Annotated in this window: 20 protein-coding genes and 2 tRNA genes; 11 read left to right on the forward strand and 11 right to left on the reverse strand. The window is 38.4% G+C overall.

Annotation, left to right across the window (positions count from 1 at the left end):
• Nucleotides 1-66: 66 nt before the first annotated feature.
• A complete protein-coding gene (locus tag Q0791_RS11475) occupies nucleotides 67-258 on the reverse strand; it encodes a hypothetical protein (RefSeq protein WP_299006277.1) in 192 nt (63 codons plus the stop codon).
• A 159-nt stretch (nucleotides 259-417) separates the two neighbouring features.
• Between Q0791_RS11475 and Q0791_RS11480 the strand changes: the two genes are divergently transcribed.
• The 6 genes from Q0791_RS11480 to Q0791_RS11505 all read left to right on the forward strand — a co-directional run bounded on the left by Q0791_RS11480 (nucleotide 418) and on the right by Q0791_RS11505 (nucleotide 5,428).
• Nucleotides 418-1,248, forward strand: coding sequence for a CPBP family intramembrane glutamic endopeptidase (locus tag Q0791_RS11480; RefSeq protein ID WP_299006279.1), 831 nt, complete (start codon nucleotides 418-420; stop codon nucleotides 1,246-1,248).
• A 123-nt stretch (nucleotides 1,249-1,371) separates the two neighbouring features.
• The gene (locus Q0791_RS11485; RefSeq protein ID WP_299006282.1) at nucleotides 1,372-2,241 is read left to right on the forward strand and encodes an alpha/beta hydrolase; all 870 of its coding nucleotides are present in this window, start codon (nucleotides 1,372-1,374) and stop codon (nucleotides 2,239-2,241) included.
• A 139-nt stretch (nucleotides 2,242-2,380) separates the two neighbouring features.
• Nucleotides 2,381-3,232, forward strand: coding sequence for an alpha/beta hydrolase (locus Q0791_RS11490; RefSeq protein WP_299006284.1), 852 nt, complete (start codon nucleotides 2,381-2,383; stop codon nucleotides 3,230-3,232).
• 203 nt (nucleotides 3,233-3,435) lie between these two features.
• The gene (locus Q0791_RS11495; RefSeq protein ID WP_299006285.1) at nucleotides 3,436-4,287 is read left to right on the forward strand and encodes an alpha/beta hydrolase; all 852 of its coding nucleotides are present in this window, start codon (nucleotides 3,436-3,438) and stop codon (nucleotides 4,285-4,287) included.
• Between the two features lie 273 nt (nucleotides 4,288-4,560).
• The gene (locus Q0791_RS11500) at nucleotides 4,561-4,971 is read left to right on the forward strand and encodes a hypothetical protein (protein ID WP_299006287.1); all 411 of its coding nucleotides are present in this window, start codon (nucleotides 4,561-4,563) and stop codon (nucleotides 4,969-4,971) included.
• A gap of 58 nt (nucleotides 4,972-5,029) precedes the next feature.
• Nucleotides 5,030-5,428, forward strand: coding sequence for a hypothetical protein (locus tag Q0791_RS11505; RefSeq protein WP_366942489.1), 399 nt, complete (start codon nucleotides 5,030-5,032; stop codon nucleotides 5,426-5,428).
• Between the two features lie 376 nt (nucleotides 5,429-5,804).
• Here the strand turns inward: Q0791_RS11505 and Q0791_RS11510 are convergent.
• The 4 genes from Q0791_RS11510 to Q0791_RS11525 all read right to left on the reverse strand — a co-directional run bounded on the left by Q0791_RS11510 (nucleotide 5,805) and on the right by Q0791_RS11525 (nucleotide 8,148).
• Nucleotides 5,805-5,895 (reverse strand) — tRNA-Ser (locus Q0791_RS11510).
• Between the two features lie 170 nt (nucleotides 5,896-6,065).
• Entirely contained in the window at nucleotides 6,066-6,812 is a 747-nt protein-coding gene (gene yjjG / locus Q0791_RS11515) for a pyrimidine 5'-nucleotidase (RefSeq protein WP_299006289.1), read from the reverse strand.
• A 118-nt stretch (nucleotides 6,813-6,930) separates the two neighbouring features.
• Nucleotides 6,931-7,311, reverse strand: coding sequence for a hypothetical protein (locus Q0791_RS11520; protein WP_299006291.1), 381 nt, complete (start codon nucleotides 7,309-7,311; stop codon nucleotides 6,931-6,933).
• A 243-nt stretch (nucleotides 7,312-7,554) separates the two neighbouring features.
• Nucleotides 7,555-8,148, reverse strand: a complete 594-nt coding sequence (locus Q0791_RS11525; RefSeq protein WP_299006292.1) for a hypothetical protein — start codon at nucleotides 8,146-8,148, stop codon at nucleotides 7,555-7,557.
• Between the two features lie 228 nt (nucleotides 8,149-8,376).
• Between Q0791_RS11525 and ubiD the strand changes: the two genes are divergently transcribed.
• Complete coding sequence (gene ubiD / locus Q0791_RS11530) at nucleotides 8,377-9,870, forward strand: 4-hydroxy-3-polyprenylbenzoate decarboxylase (protein WP_299006294.1); 1,494 nt, start codon at nucleotides 8,377-8,379, stop codon at nucleotides 9,868-9,870.
• A 60-nt stretch (nucleotides 9,871-9,930) separates the two neighbouring features.
• Nucleotides 9,931-10,641, forward strand: a complete 711-nt coding sequence (gene fre, locus Q0791_RS11535; RefSeq protein ID WP_299006296.1) for an NAD(P)H-flavin reductase — start codon at nucleotides 9,931-9,933, stop codon at nucleotides 10,639-10,641.
• Between the two features lie 83 nt (nucleotides 10,642-10,724).
• On the opposite strand, the gene Q0791_RS11540 is transcribed toward fre, so the two are convergent.
• On the reverse strand, nucleotides 10,725-11,063 hold the full coding sequence (locus tag Q0791_RS11540) for a hypothetical protein (protein WP_299006297.1): 339 nt from the start codon (nucleotides 11,061-11,063) through the stop codon (nucleotides 10,725-10,727).
• A 239-nt stretch (nucleotides 11,064-11,302) separates the two neighbouring features.
• Here Q0791_RS11540 and Q0791_RS11545 point away from each other — a divergent pair, with 239 nt between their 5' ends.
• Nucleotides 11,303-11,491 (forward strand): hypothetical protein, encoded by a 189-nt coding sequence (locus Q0791_RS11545; RefSeq protein ID WP_299006299.1) that lies wholly within the window; start codon nucleotides 11,303-11,305, stop codon nucleotides 11,489-11,491.
• Between the two features lie 141 nt (nucleotides 11,492-11,632).
• On the opposite strand, the gene Q0791_RS11550 is transcribed toward Q0791_RS11545, so the two are convergent.
• Genes Q0791_RS11550 through Q0791_RS11560 form a run of 3 tightly spaced genes read right to left on the reverse strand, consistent with a single transcriptional unit; the run spans nucleotide 11,633 to nucleotide 12,521 of the window.
• A complete protein-coding gene (locus Q0791_RS11550; protein WP_299006300.1) occupies nucleotides 11,633-11,773 on the reverse strand; it encodes a hypothetical protein in 141 nt (46 codons plus the stop codon).
• A gap of 14 nt (nucleotides 11,774-11,787) precedes the next feature.
• Nucleotides 11,788-12,204, reverse strand: coding sequence for a hypothetical protein (locus Q0791_RS11555; RefSeq protein WP_299006301.1), 417 nt, complete (start codon nucleotides 12,202-12,204; stop codon nucleotides 11,788-11,790).
• A gap of 32 nt (nucleotides 12,205-12,236) precedes the next feature.
• Nucleotides 12,237-12,521, reverse strand: a complete 285-nt coding sequence (locus Q0791_RS11560; protein WP_299006302.1) for a hypothetical protein — start codon at nucleotides 12,519-12,521, stop codon at nucleotides 12,237-12,239.
• 201 nt (nucleotides 12,522-12,722) lie between these two features.
• Between Q0791_RS11560 and Q0791_RS11565 the strand changes: the two genes are divergently transcribed.
• On the forward strand, nucleotides 12,723-13,277 hold the full coding sequence (locus Q0791_RS11565; RefSeq protein ID WP_299006303.1) for a cytochrome b: 555 nt from the start codon (nucleotides 12,723-12,725) through the stop codon (nucleotides 13,275-13,277).
• A 53-nt stretch (nucleotides 13,278-13,330) separates the two neighbouring features.
• Here Q0791_RS11565 and Q0791_RS11570 read toward each other — a convergent pair whose 3' ends face one another.
• Nucleotides 13,331-13,486, reverse strand: coding sequence for a hypothetical protein (locus Q0791_RS11570; protein ID WP_299006304.1), 156 nt, complete (start codon nucleotides 13,484-13,486; stop codon nucleotides 13,331-13,333).
• 146 nt (nucleotides 13,487-13,632) lie between these two features.
• Between Q0791_RS11570 and Q0791_RS11575 the strand changes: the two genes are divergently transcribed.
• Nucleotides 13,633-13,708: transfer RNA gene (locus Q0791_RS11575), tRNA-Lys, on the forward strand.
• Between the two features lie 382 nt (nucleotides 13,709-14,090).
• Here Q0791_RS11575 and Q0791_RS11580 read toward each other — a convergent pair.
• Entirely contained in the window at nucleotides 14,091-14,702 is a 612-nt protein-coding gene (locus Q0791_RS11580; RefSeq protein WP_299006306.1) for a hypothetical protein, read from the reverse strand.
• Nucleotides 14,703-14,851: the final 149 nt, after the last annotated feature.

The raw sequence follows: 14,851 nt of genomic DNA on the forward strand, positions 1-14,851 counted from the left end.
TATAACTTGGCTCACTTCACAATCAGTATTCATTGTTTATGAGCCAGAAAAGTGGGGATCCCTCAGTCACGGGTATAGCTCTTGCGCTCTTTGCATCACAAGAGGATTACTTGCATATAAATGATCGATTGCCTGAGAAATCTTACCTTCTGCCACTTCAGTAAAAAATTGACTCACTTGTTTAGCAGGTGCCCCCTCATAAGCCAGAGTCATTGGAGCAATAACAGACAGGGCAAATAATAATATCAACTTCTTCATTAAACTTCCTTATATATGAAAACAAAAAAAATCAATATCTTAAAATATCAACAATAACAATAATTGACCCTTAGACTTTAGCCATAAATCATAAAAAAAGCGTAATAGATATAATCACCTATAGTTATACTCATAGAACCAAGATCAAAGGAAAAATAAATGACTCTCGATTTTTCAATGTGGATTTTCTTTCCACTGACACTCGCCATTATTGCGATATTGTTACAAGAATCCAAAGCCGCTTTCGCATTATTAGCCCTTTTCTTTATTGGCGCCTTATTTGAACAGAAACTCAAAATATTAGGACTGGTGAGTATTCTCATCGGGTTCTCTTTAGCTTACAAAGCCAATTCATTCAGACCCTTTTGGCGCTATGTGAGTTACACCATCATCACTCTTTGGGTATTTGCATTATTTTTCCACTTAGTGCCAGGGTTTAACAACTTGCAAGTATTAAATAAAGTGACTGCTAGCAACGACAGCCTCCCTTTTTCCATGTATCTCAATATTGATAAGCCCATGATAATTTTTACTTTAATACTGGCTTATCCTCCACTACTTGGCAAAATTAAGACAGTAAAAGTTAAACCTATCATCTTCACTTTACTCCCTTTATTTGCCTTATTACCTATCGCAAGCTTTCTAGGTGCTCTCAAACTCGAATTATCTCTTCCGAGTTGGTGGTGGCTATTTGCATTTAATAATCTCATCTTAGTTTGTGTTGCCGAAGAAGCGTTATTTCGCGGTTTTTTTCAGCAATTGATCAGTGAAAAGTGCGGTTGGGTCGTCGGCCTAATGTTAGCCAGCATTCTCTTTGGGCTCGCTCATTTTGCAGGTGGAACATTATTAATGATATTTGCCACACTGGCAGGTATTGGATATGGTCTTATTTTTCACTTTACTGGTCGATTATGGGCCGCAATACTCTGTCACTTTGCTTTTAACTTTGCGCACTTAGCTTTTTTTACTTACCCTATGTTGGCAAAGTAAATTGAATAAATGTAATGGTTCATATTCCATTACATTTAATTTAATTTAATTTAATTTCACAATAGAAAATCACTTTTATTGTTATAATTATGCCTACTGTTAATATAAATAATTAACTATCTTATGGGCCTAAACTCGCCTTACAGCCATTATTTTTCCACTAATGATGGCGTCAAATTACACTACTTGGATAAAGGAAAAGGCCCACCTTTACTCCTGTTACCCACATGGAATATCAGCTGTCGAATCTTTAAATATCAACTTGAAGCATTGAGCGATCAGTATCGTATTTTAGCTCTGGATATGCGGGGGCATGGATTATCAGAAAAAGTCAATTATGGCTATAAAGTCCATCGATTTGCCAAAGATCTTCAGGATTTTATCAAACACTTACAACTCAGCGAACTTAATCTTCTCGGCCACAACTTTGGCGCAACGGTTATTTGCAGCTATTTAGAACTTTTTGGCTTCTCCTCCATCAGTAAACTCATTTTTATCGATAGGGCTGCCGTTCCCATGATGAATCCAATCTGGACTCAAACAGAAATTCAACGGTATGGGCCGACTTCTGATCCCAAATCTCTTGAAAACCTCTGCTATGAAATTACAACCACTCAAGAAGATCATTTTATGAAAATTTTCTTTAATACTATGGTCACCCACCTAGCCAAAGATAAACATAAAGAATTAATCCTTAAAAACAGTGACACAATTCCTAAAAAAGGAGCTGCATCATTACTCTTTGATGCTTTTTATCAAGACTGGCGCACCTTATTCCCTAGAATAACCAAACCCACTTTGATCATAGGCGGGCGCGCTAGCCTGATCTCAGCCTCTTCCCAAATTTGGACAAGCCAACAAATTCCTAATGCCAAACTCATCATCTTTGAAGAAGATGAAGGCGGTAAACATTTTCCCTTTGTTGAAAACTCCAAAAAATTTAATCGAGTTATCGATAAGTTTATCCAACAACAGGTCAATTTAATATCATAAATCAAACATGATAAATTTATAGTCATAGCTGTAATGCTTCATATTTCATTACATTTAATTGAATCTCATTTAATTACACTCTAGAAAATCACTTTTATGGTTATAATTATGCCTACTGTTAATCTAAATAATTGAGTATATGATGGCCATAAACTCACCTTACAGCCATTATTTTTCTACTAATGATGGTGCCAAATTACACTACTTGGACAAAGGAAAAGGCCCATCTTTACTCCTGTTACCCTCATGGAATATCAGCTGTCGAATCTTTAAATATCAACTTGAGGAACTGAGCCAAAAATACCGTATCATAGCGCTGGATATGCGGGGGCATGGATTATCAGAAAAAGTCAATTATGGCTACAAAGTCCATCGATTTGCCAAAGATCTACATGAACTGATTAAACATTTACAACTCAGCGAACTTAATCTTCTCGGCCATACCTTTGGTGCAACGGTTATTTGCTGCTATTTAGAACTTTTTGGCTTCTCCTCCATCAGTAAGCTCATTTTTATCGATAGGGCTGCCGTTCCCATGATGAATCCAATCTGGACTCGAACAGAAATTCAACGGTATGGGCCGACTTCTGATCCCAAATCTCTTGAAAACCTCTGCCATCAAATTGCAATAAATCAAAATGATCAGTTTATGAAGCTTTTCTTTAATACTATGGTCAATCGCCTAGCCAAAGATGAACATAAAGAATTAATCCTTAAAAACAGTGGCACACTTCCGAAAAAAGCCGCAGCCTTACTATTTAACAATTTATACTATCAAGACTGGCGCACCTTATTCCCTAGAATAACTAAACCCACTCTGGTTATAGGCGGGCGCGCGAGCCTGATCTCGGCCTCTTCCCAAATTTGGACAAGCCAACAAATCCCTAATGCCAAACTCATCATTTTTGAAGAAGATGAAGGCGGTAAACATTTTCCTTTTGTTGAAAACGCCAAAAAATTTAATCGAGTTATCGATAAGTTTATCCAATAACAGGTCAATTTAAGTATCATAAATCAAACACGATAAATTTATAGTCATAGCTGTAATAATTCATACTTTATTACATTTCATTTAATCTACTTTAATTTTATCTCATTCTAAAACATCACTTTTATTGTTATAATAATGCCTGAGATTAAGATAAATGATGAGATATGTTATGACTAAAATTAACATAAATGATGAGATATATCATGGCTATGAACTCACCTTACAGCCATTACTTTATCACTCATGATGGCGCGATATTACACTACCTCGACAGAGGAGAGGGGCACCCTCTCGTTCTGCTGCCCACATATAACATTAGCTGTCAAATCTTTAAATCTCAACTTGATGAACTGAGCCAAAAATACCGTATTATCGCTCTGGATATGCGGGGCCATGGATTATCAACAAAAATTAATTATGGCTACACAGTCTATCGATTTGCCAAAGATCTACATGAACTACTCAACCTTTTACATCTCAATAAACTCTACCTACTCGGGCATAACTTTGGTGGTAGCGTTGCCTGCGCTTATTTAGAACTTTTTGGCTTCTCCCACATAGATAAACTGATTTTGATCGACAGAAGCGCCATGCCTATGGCCAACCCTTATTGGAAAGCAGTCGATATTCAACAATTTGGCGCAAGCACGGATGCTACAGCGCTTGAGCAGCTATGCAATCAGATTTGTAGCAATCCAAACAATTATTTTATGCAGGTCCTTTTCGACACTATGGTCAGCCGTGATGCCGCCGATAAACTAAAGCAGTTTATCCTCAATTGCAGTGATACCTTACCGAAAAGAGCCGCTGCGCGTTTACTCTTTGACGCCTATTATCAAGACTGGCGCACCTTATTCCCCAGAATCCCCATACCTTCTCTGATCATAGGTGGTCAGGCTAGCTTGATCTCACCCACATCTCAAGTCTGGGTTAGCAAACAGATCCCCAATGCCAAACTCATCATCTTTGAAGAAGATGAAGGCGGTAAACATTTTCCTTTTGTCGAAAACCCCAAAAAATTTAATCGGGTTGTCGATAAATTTATACAGTCATAAACCCCTTAAAAAGGGGGTTTTGTTCCCTCAGCCCCCATCAACAATCGAATAAATATTCACAATATAGCTAACTCTCACCCACAAAGTTAGCATGGACAGCTTGACTTAAATATCTCTTAAAATCTATAGAAAAACAAAAATAATTGATTTGCATCATATAATTAGAAATGATACCTTTTAGCTTAATAAGGTTGATGTCACCCCATATATTTTACATTTCTAATAATAAGCAAATATCACAACTGAATTTAAAGCTAACAAATAAGGGGATACATGCAGAAAAAATGCTATCAATATGGGCAACAAGTGATAGCTATCCTCATTATCATTTCGCTCATACTGCATTGGAAAATACTTTCTGGCATAAAAATAACATCCTTAAATGCAACCTATAATCTTATTGCTATCCCTTGGTTTAGCCTCTCTGTTTGTACTGCTTGGGGTTTATGGCATAAACGCATTTGGGGATTCTGGCTGCTTTATTGCTCACTGCTTTATAGCACTATTGCCTTATCCATACCCATTATTCCGTTTCTTTCAAGCCTTTTTCCATTAGCCGTAAGAGCTTGGGTAATGATTGGTATCAATACCGCTGTATTACTCATCAACATTTGGCTTCATATGAAACACAACAAACACAACAAACACAACAAACACAACAACCTAGGAGAAAGTAGTCAATAATAAAATACAACTGATGAAACATGAAACATGAAACCTAGAATTACATTTGGAGTACCCCTTGATTAAGTATTTTTTTGTCTTATTATCATTAATCTCATTTTCAGCAAGCTCAACAGAAAACGAAGCACTCAATGTCGATCAAGTATCTGTATCCGCTTCAGATTTATCCTTTCCAAACGACAGAAACATTCAACCCTCCCGCAGTGATTTTTTCATTAAAAATTATGTCCTAATGAGTAATGATCTTGGAGAACGTTGGGCCCTTATTACCATAAAAAATAACAGTGCTGGAAGACGAACTTTATCAGAGAAGCATATTTTAGCTTTAGTCGCCGATGGCGAACGCATTTTTCCACATGATTTTTCTCATTCTTTTAAAGCACATGAGACCTTATCCATCACCATCGCCTTTGGTCAAAATAAATTCCCAATATTATCGGTTTACACACAAAATTAAGCCATTGAATTCTTAAGCGAGCTGCTTTTTTATCAAAAAAGCCCTAATCGTCATGAGAAAGTTTAATCATGTTAACTCCTGATATCATAGTCAGGGGTTAAAATAAGGGATCGATAAGTCTCCAAAGTGTCAACTTATCTCAGGACGGAACAGTGGTACAAAGATAGGTGCTTGAACCCTAAATGAGCATGCTACAAACCCGTGCTATTTTATTGGTAAGTAGACACAAAAAAGCCGCTAAGATAATTATCGGCTTCTTATTTAATATGGCGGAGAGATAGGCGTTTGAACCCTACATAAGTGTGCTATAAACTCACTATTAAATTGCAGACATAAAAAAACCTATCTTTAAAGATAGGTTTTTTTATTTTTAATATGGCGGAGAGATAGGGATTTGAACCCTAGATGGGCTACAAACCCATGCCGGTTTTCAAGACCGGTGCATTCGACCACTCTGCCATCTCTCCAGTGGCGCTGATAATAGGGGGTTATCATGACGTTGTAAACCCCTTATTGGCTCAAACGAACAAAAAAACAACCAACCTATTCTTTATGAATAATAAAGCAACATATTGCTATGTTTTACATCACTATTTTTAAGAGCAATTTATCAAAGGCAAGTATTAAAGACAAAGAGTTAACCCACCATGCTTTGAACACTATCAAGATCTTCAATTCTCTTATCATTGGGTACAAGCAAAGATTGTAATGCCGATAATGAGCTCACTTGATAAGTCGGTTGAATCCCCTCAGCTAAAGGCTCATCAAAGCGATTCAACCAGCAAGTATCAATCCCCGCATTCATGCCACCTTTAATGTCAGAATGCTGATTATCCCCCACCATAAGAACACGATTTAAATCAAGCGCGCCTTGCTTTTTTGACTCATCTAAACGCATGCGCTCAAATGCATACTCAAAAATACCCACATGAGGTTTGGCCAATCCTACCTCTTCTGAAATCACCACTAACGGAAAAATATCAAGTAAACCTGTTTTTTGTAGACGTATGGTTTGCAGTTGAGTAAAACCATTGGTGATAATCCCTAACCCAACTTTCCCTTTCAAAGCCTCAACCAATGCTTGAGCACCTGGCAATAAGTGGCAGATATTCGCCATAGCATGTAAAAAGTCAGTATTTAATTGTTGAGGTGAAACATTGAGTTTCTCAGCCCAAGCCGTAAAACGCCTTTCTTGTAACGCTTGAGCAGTAATTTTGCCGTCTTGATAATCCCTCCACAAAGGCAAATTAACACTCTGATACTCTTTGAAGTCTTGCTCAGTAAAAATGACATCATATTTTGAAAATAATGTTTGTAACCCTTTGAACGCATCAAAATGAAACAAGGTTTCATCAGCATCAAATAAAACCCATTGATATTTCATATATATCCCTCAATAAATGAAACAAAAGAATAAATAAAAAAACGTTAAATCACAAAGAAAAAAGCACCATTCTTCAATAGAATATATGGTACTTTTAACTAAAAATAAGGAAAGAATATCAATCGAAGATGAGAAATAAAGAGGCAATCACCCCAAGCAAACCTAAAGCAGAAAGATCCACTGTCCAATCAAAAAAAGACTTTTTGAAAGGTAAAACTTGAGAACCTCGAAGGCAAATCCCCTTCTTTCCTTCCAAGGTTGCTTGAATTTGCTCCATGATTAGTTGCATTTGTCCAATAAGCGCCTTTTCGGGCAAATGAACTAAATGTGGAGAAGGCAAAAAAGCTTTACCTCGGTATTCTATGTGGCCTGAAGATAAAATCGAATCATAAACATCGGCATAATTAATAGCACAGTAATGCCCCTTATCATCAAAATGTAACACCGATTTTACCGCTATTGTTTTCGCATGTTCATCAAATTGAAATTTAGTCACCATTCTACCTCTTATTACATGGGCGTCATTAGTAGGTAACAGTTAATGTCCTATTTAAGCAGTTCACTCACAGGTATGACTTTACAACTTCTACACAATATACCACATCAGGCTACATTTTTTTTAAACCGTCTCGTTATAAAATAGTGCTAAAGACTAACTTTTTTCTTATATAACTCAATCAAGATAACAAGATGCCTAGCATTTACTGCACTTTAAAAAGCACAAAATAAAAAACAAAGATAGTTATTTGACCTGTCGGTAAGTTTGAGTACGCCAGTCATATTGATAATAAACCCCTTGCCACTCATATTGTGTGCCTTTATTGGTTTGTATCACTTTGGCATTATCAGGTAAACGTGTAAGTCCTTGGCTGTATTGCACACTGGTGGTTATTTGCTGTGGCGGTGCAGTCACTTTAGGTTGACTCGTTCTAGCAAGCGGTCTGCTCCAACCAAATGGGTAAAAAACAGAAAAACTATAATATGCCGCCCTGTTCCAAGAGTCTCCCCACCAAGCTCCCCAAGATGAAGCATACCTTCCATAGTTCCAGTCATAGTTCCAGCCTGAACCTATGCTCCAATCAACGTCCCCCCTATAGGGTGGATGATAATAGCGGTGATGATTTCGATGATAAAAATAGGCCCGATTATAAACATATTGATTATTCTTATACACTGGACTGGAGTGTATTCGATTAGCTTTATGAGCATGAAAGTCTAAATGATTAGGCTTTTGAGAACGACTCTTTTGCTGCGCTTGAGTGTCAGATTTTGCAAAACCACTCATAGAGGGAAAAAGTAACATAAGAGCAATGACAGCACGAGGGAAAATACGCATATAAAATCTCCGACAACTCACTTCAAAAACCAAGCTAAACGCTATAAATGAAGTACCTATAAATGGAGTAGCTATGAGTATAGTTTACAGAAAAATGGTTTTATACCAATCTAAGTAAAAAATATTCATTCAGCGAGAATAAAACACTCCACATGCAAAGATGACTTAGCCTTAGGTAAGATGCTATAGTGCCGCGCATATAAGCCTAACATTAGAGAATATTTCCATATGAGTTTTAAGGATTTGCGGAGTTTCATTGACCATCTTGAACAAAGTGGTGAATTAAAACGTATTAGCTATCCCGTTGATCCTCATTTAGAAATGACGGAGATTGCTGATAGAGTCCTCAGAGCTGGAGGACCCGCTTTATTGTTTGAAAATCCCAAAAATCATTCTATGCCTGTTTTAGCAAACTTATTTGGCAGCGCTAAGCGTGTCGCCATGGCACTTGGAAAAGAAGATCCTCTTGCACTAAGAGATGTGGGTGAACTGTTAGCCTTCTTAAAAGAGCCTGAGCCACCAAGAGGCTTTAAAGATGCTATAGCCAAATTACCTAAATTTAAGCAAGCCTTAAATATGCCACCAAAGACTGTGCGCAACCCAGAGTGCCAACAAGTCATATTAAAAGGTGATGATGTTGATTTAAGGCAACTGCCGATTCAACATTGTTGGCCAGGTGATGCGGCTCCCTTAGTCAGTTGGGGCTTAACGATCACCAAAGGCCCAAATAAAGAAAGACAAAATCTAGGCATTTATCGTCAACAATTATTAGGCAAAAATAAACTGATTATGCGCTGGCTCGATCATCGTGGCGGCGCATTAGATTTTAAAGATTTCAAAGAACAACATCCTGGTGAACATTACCCAGTCGTCGTCGCGCTAGGCAGCGATCCCGTCACCATTTTAGGCGCTGTCACACCAGTTCCCGATTCCATGAGTGAATACGCTTTTGCAGGGTTATTACGAGGCGAACGCACCCAAGTGTGTAAAGCGATCAGCTGTGATCTAGAGGTTCCCGCCAGCAGTGAAATCATTTTAGAAGGGTATATAGATCCAACCGAAATGGCTGAAGAAGGCCCTTATGGAGATCATACAGGTTATTACAATGAAACCGATGAATTCCCTGTTTTTACAGTGACACACATTACCCATAGAAAAGACCCTATTTACCATAGCACTTATACTGGTAGGCCACCCGATGAGCCTGCAATGTTAGGCGTGGCACTCAATGAAGTTTTTGTGCCTATTTTACAAAAGCAGTACCCAGAAATTGTAGATTTTTATTTGCCTCCAGAAGGTTGCTCATACCGAATGGCGGTTATCTCCATTAAAAAGCAATACCCAGGCCATGCTAAACGCGTCATGATGGGCGCTTGGTCTTTCTTACGGCAATTTATGTATACCAAATTTATTATCGTTGTCGATGAAGATGTGAACTGCCGTGATTGGCAAGATGTGATTTGGGCTATCACTACTCGAATGGATCCCAATCGTGATACAGTAATGGTAGACAATACGCCTATTGACTACTTAGATTTTGCTTCACCTGTCTCGGGGCTAGGGTCTAAAATGGGATTAGATGCCACCAATAAATGGCAAGGAGAAACCACTCGAGAGTGGGGAACCCCAATTGTTATGGATGAAAACGTTAAACAAAAAGTTGATGATATTTGGCAAGAATTAGGTCTCGATGAGTCAATTCATTCACCAAAAATCAAATAGTAACCACCTAGTATTAGTAGTATTAGCTGTTGAGATAAATGGCGTACTCAAGGAAGTTAAATGAAGAACATTCGCTGTAAAATTGAGCACATTTCACCTTTTAACGATGCCGTTTTTCAAGTCACACTCAAACCAGAAACGGCTTTTGATTTTAAGGCTGGACAATACTTATGTATCGTCATGGGTGAGAAAGACAAACGTCCTTTCTCAATCGCCAGTGCCCCTAATGCAAAACATATTGAATTACATATAGGTGCCGCCATCAGTGAAAGTTATCCCATGCAAGTGGTCGAAAAACTAAAGCGGTGCTTAAAAGATAATACAGAAATAGAAATTGAAGTGCCGGGCGGTGACGCGCACTTTAGAAGTGACAGCCAACGCCCCCGCTTACTCATTGCAGGCGGAACAGGCTTCTCTTACATTAAGAGTATCGTTGAACAGCAAATAGCCTTAGGGCAAGCCATAGAAACTCAACTTTACTGGGGCTGTCGTACACAAGAAGCCATGTACTATGAGAAGATTGCTCGACAATGGCATGACGCTCATCCTTGGCTGCATTTTATTCCTGTCGTTGAAGAGGCCAATCAGAATTGGCAAGGTAAAGAAGCCAACCTGTTAGAACAAATTAAAACGGATTTCACTAGCCTCTTAGGTTTTGACATTTATATTGCAGGCCGCTTTGATATGGTTGGTGCCGCACGAGAAGTATTTCGCAGCATGGGAGTCGATGAAGCTCACCTCTACGGCGATGCCTTTGCCTTTATTAAATAAAACAGTTTAAATAACAGCATAAAGCCGCCTATCAAAAGGCGGCTTTTTATCGCTAAATCACTATAACAATAAAAACCTTTCAGCTAATTCTGAACAGACATTTGATATAAAGTACAGTCTTTTGTAATATCATAAACACGGCCCGCTATTTTTTTTCCTCTAGCCTGAGCAGACAGTAACAGACTAATTTGCGCTGTTTTAGATTCCTCTATCCAACATTTATTAAATCCAAACCCACCAGGATCACTTGGACATTTATCACAATGATTGGTTTCACCATCACCACCTATGACTCTTAAAGTGACAAAACCATCTCGATACGAAACATCACTAATAGAGCCTTCATTTATTGCATCCGATGCTAATAACTGACCAGACAATAACACTCCGATGCCAAATAACATTCCTTTCAATAATTGCATTCTTTTCTCAACACATATAAAAACATTCAATAATTAGTTTACCATCAAACAAGTAAAATGCTGTTTTTTTTTAAAAAAATATCTAGATATGCCATTCAATAATTGCTTCATTCGCCGCTATCATGCGCGTATCAGGTTTCAATAAAGGCAAAACTTCTACATTTTACATTGTCATCAGTATCAGTGTTAAAAAATGCCACTTAACTGGTTGGAATATTGACAAGCCTTTAAGCTACCCAATGCTTGTGTTTAAAGCTTCCATTGTTGTGGCTTCAGCTCACAAACAGCATGCAAAGGGAGGAGGCACAGGCCTCATTCTGGGAGCAGGTATTGGTGCGGGGATCCGCGCCGGACGCGGAACGGGAAGAGGCACGACTCTTGGAACCATTATTGGTACAGGGATCGGCGCAGGACGCGGAACGGGATGAGGCACGACGACACAAGCCTGTATAAAAAAAGTGCAAAGCAAATAAACAAAAAGCTGACACCCTTGCCTTAGACGACTTTTTGAACACATGTTATCACCTTTAAAATCATTTCCACCATTATCAGTATATACATCATTTTCATCACATATCGCTTATTTTTTTAATGACTAAAATGATACTGTGCTGCAAAGCAATATGATTGCCACCGATCCTAAAAAAATGCCACATATGCCGTTCGATAATGTCGTCATCTGCCACAATCATGCCTGTATCGGTTTTCAACGAAGGCGCGACTTCTACATTTTTACATTGTCATCAGTATCAGTGTTAAAAAATGCCAAGCTTTTTTGCACTAAGCCATCACCACATCGGCCTTGGTATTCAAACCAATGCAGCGTATTGCCAACAAGATAAACACTGCTCGATACGATAAGCGAGCCTAATGGTACGATCAGGCCAAAGGTTGCCATACAAATGCCACTTAACTGGTTGGAATATTGGCAAGCCTTTAGGCTACCCAGCTCTTGAGTGTGAAGCTCCCACTGCTGAGTCCATGTGTCGCAAACAGCATATCGAGGCGGAGGATCAGCGCTTGGAGCGGCAGCCTGAATAGGACGGGAAAGGATCATACAGCCCTGCAATAATAGCCCCATCACCCCCATGAGACACCCGTTTAATACGACACGGTACAGCCAATGACCTGTTAATGTCATTTTCTCTCTCAAAAATTGATAATAAACAGGCCTCACTTTACAGCAAGGACTAACGGAACCCTATTATCAGAATGTATATAGAAATATTCTGCTTGATACGGTAAATACCGTATGTCAGCCAGTTTTGATTGTTTAGGCATGAGTCTAGCACTCGTTTCTGGCCCAGAAGCTGGCCCAGAAGCTAGCCGAGGAGCAGGACCTGGGCCTGGACCACCGCCTCCAGGCCGAGGAAAAAGCATACAAGCTTGAAGACTCAAGCCAACTAACATAATCATCCACAATCGTAATGTATGTTGTCCATCTCGCTTAACCGTCATAAATAATCCTTATTAAACAGTGTAGAGTCAAAAAAAAGCCTATACTCAAGTAAAATGAAGATGCGAGTTTCACTTATGACTGAGATCTAGGTAAACACTAGGCTCAAGTTTGAATATGAGGCAAATCAAATACCCATATTTAAATTATACTTAAATAACTCGCTCTCGCCATAATCCCATTGAACATCATCAGAGACACGCATGAAAGACACCAGAGAAACACTTTCTTCTTTAACAGTCAGCTTACATTGGATTATTGCTGTCTTTTTTATTTGTTTGCTTAGCGTTGGTTTTTACATGACGAACTACAATGCTTTTGCACTATATCCCATACATAAATCCATAGGAATGTCATTGTTTATTCTGATCATTTGGCGTGTCATTTGGCGCTATGTGAATGGCTGGCCAATTCCTGTCAATCAATACAGTCCGCTAGAGCGTTTCTTCGCTAAACTTGTGCACTGGCTACTCATCATAGGCATAATAGTCATGCCTATATCAGGTATGTTAATGTCAGCTGGAAGTGGACATGGCTTAAATCTCTTTGGTCTCGAACTGTTTCCGGCAAATTTAGACGCAACAGGTAAAGTCATCCCTATTTCGGCAAGCTTAGGTGAACTCGGTGAAAATATACATGGTGCAGTCGCCAACATCATGGTGGCAGCCATTAGTTTACATATTCTTGGCGCTCTGAAACATCACATCATAGATAAAGACGGCACACTAAGACGAATGTTAGGTAAAAAAATTCAATAGCTTATTCTAAAATTCAACCATAAACAGCATTCAACAATTAAGCTGAATGCTGTTTACAATATATGCTTCACGGTATTCGTCACAGGTCTTAGTCGTAACCAACCAATATCCTCAAGCAATGCTCCAGCTAATTCGACATACTTTGTATATTCAGTAAAAGTCGGCTCCATTGACCTACTCGGTGTGACACTTTTATCCAAATGGAACACTCTGAATGCCCAAAAAACATTAAACAGCAGCTAAACGAACAAAAAGAAATCACTTGGCAGCAAATTCACTCATAAAGACTAAAGTTTTTCATTTTTTACTTGCCAAAAGAAAACAAGCGGGGTACCATGCGCTCGCTTTCAAAGATGGGTCGTTAGCTCAGTCGGTAGAGCAGTTGGCTTTTAACCAATTGGTCGAAGGTTCGAATCCTTCACGACCCACCATTCTTTCTAGTTATATCATTATTATTCATTTAACTCTCCCTTGTTATTTACCCCAAAATCCAGTTCTCATTTTCTAAGAATTGAACATTGAACATCTTCGTATATGCTTCTTTGGTATCGCGCCTCCTCACGACAAGTACCGCCCAACGACTTAACGCCATAAAAATATTCTTTTTCACTATTGTGGCCGACAATTCCAAAGACGCTAAAGCCTTTGGCGTACCTCAACCTTTAGCAGAGATCAAGGTTCAGCACTCCCTCAAATCGGATTTATTAACAAGAGAAAATTGAATACAAAAAAGCCGTTACCTTCATAAGGTAACGGCTTTTTGCTCTTAACGAGGAGAAATGAGGTTGATATATTCGCTAAGATAAGCCTAGCTTATCTAATAGAATGCAAAGTATTCTTTTGAACCAAAGTTGCAACTTCTTCAAAAATTAATTTTGAACGACTTTCACCACCTAACATTCCCGTCACTAAATCAGCAGTAAGGCATAAATTATGTGCCAAATAAAATGAATCTGATTGTTTAGGCTCTTCTTTTGCCAGCTCAATTGATTTCTTAAAACTAGGGCTGCGTGATAGGTTTCTCCCTAATTCCTTAATGACAGGAATAGCCAATTTACTAGGTTTCATCATATATGCAGCATTCCCATCTACATATGGGTATAAGGCTTCCGCACCACCAGATTTATCAATAAAAGCATTAAAAATCCCTATTCTGCCTATAACCTCTGAACTAGCGCTATATAATATTTCTTCACGAGTAAAAGTTTTATCTATACTTATTTGATACTCGCTTAATTGAGGCCACAAAACCGAATTACACCAATTTGTGTACTCTTTTAATGGTTCATAACTTTCATAAGGCGGAACAAATTTACCCGACTTAATATCTGTGCCAATGTCAGTAGCTATGAATTCCGCTACCTTATTATTATAATCTGAGTCATTAGGTTCACAACCTAAAACAGCAAAAGCAATTACTACCATAAATATATATTTAATCTTATTTTAATCCATCTATTACAGAAAATTACGGCTCCTAAGATCAAGATATTACATGAAAAAAAATATTAAAATACATTCATAATCATTAAAAATAGAGCACAAAAAAGCCGTTACCTTGTAAGGTAACGGCT

The organism is uncultured Shewanella sp., from assembly GCF_947495455.1.
Lineage (GTDB): Bacteria > Pseudomonadota > Gammaproteobacteria > Enterobacterales > Shewanellaceae > Shewanella.

Excerpts from the sequence above, each read along its gene's own strand:
- Q0791_RS11475 (WP_299006277.1), bottom strand. The coding sequence starts at position 258 with ATGAAGAAGTTGATATTATTATTTGCCCTGTCTGTTATTGCTCCAATG.
- Q0791_RS11480 (WP_299006279.1), top strand. The coding sequence starts at position 418 with ATGACTCTCGATTTTTCAATGTGGATTTTCTTTCCACTGACACTCGCC.
- Q0791_RS11485 (WP_299006282.1), top strand. The coding sequence starts at position 1,372 with ATGGGCCTAAACTCGCCTTACAGCCATTATTTTTCCACTAATGATGGC.
- Q0791_RS11490 (WP_299006284.1), top strand. The coding sequence starts at position 2,381 with ATGATGGCCATAAACTCACCTTACAGCCATTATTTTTCTACTAATGAT.
- Q0791_RS11495 (WP_299006285.1), top strand. The coding sequence starts at position 3,436 with ATGGCTATGAACTCACCTTACAGCCATTACTTTATCACTCATGATGGC.
- Q0791_RS11500 (WP_299006287.1), top strand. The coding sequence starts at position 4,561 with ATGCAGAAAAAATGCTATCAATATGGGCAACAAGTGATAGCTATCCTC.
- yjjG (WP_299006289.1), bottom strand. The coding sequence starts at position 6,812 with ATGAAATATCAATGGGTTTTATTTGATGCTGATGAAACCTTGTTTCAT.
- Q0791_RS11520 (WP_299006291.1), bottom strand. The coding sequence starts at position 7,311 with ATGGTGACTAAATTTCAATTTGATGAACATGCGAAAACAATAGCGGTA.
- Q0791_RS11525 (WP_299006292.1), bottom strand. The coding sequence starts at position 8,148 with ATGCGTATTTTCCCTCGTGCTGTCATTGCTCTTATGTTACTTTTTCCC.
- ubiD (WP_299006294.1), top strand. The coding sequence starts at position 8,377 with ATGAGTTTTAAGGATTTGCGGAGTTTCATTGACCATCTTGAACAAAGT.
- fre (WP_299006296.1), top strand. The coding sequence starts at position 9,931 with ATGAAGAACATTCGCTGTAAAATTGAGCACATTTCACCTTTTAACGAT.
- Q0791_RS11540 (WP_299006297.1), bottom strand. The coding sequence starts at position 11,063 with ATGCAATTATTGAAAGGAATGTTATTTGGCATCGGAGTGTTATTGTCT.
- Q0791_RS11545 (WP_299006299.1), top strand. The coding sequence starts at position 11,303 with ATGCTTGTGTTTAAAGCTTCCATTGTTGTGGCTTCAGCTCACAAACAG.
- Q0791_RS11555 (WP_299006301.1), bottom strand. The coding sequence starts at position 12,204 with ATGACATTAACAGGTCATTGGCTGTACCGTGTCGTATTAAACGGGTGT.
- Q0791_RS11560 (WP_299006302.1), bottom strand. The coding sequence starts at position 12,521 with ATGACGGTTAAGCGAGATGGACAACATACATTACGATTGTGGATGATT.
- Q0791_RS11565 (WP_299006303.1), top strand. The coding sequence starts at position 12,723 with ATGAAAGACACCAGAGAAACACTTTCTTCTTTAACAGTCAGCTTACAT.
- Q0791_RS11580 (WP_299006306.1), bottom strand. The coding sequence starts at position 14,702 with ATGGTAGTAATTGCTTTTGCTGTTTTAGGTTGTGAACCTAATGACTCA.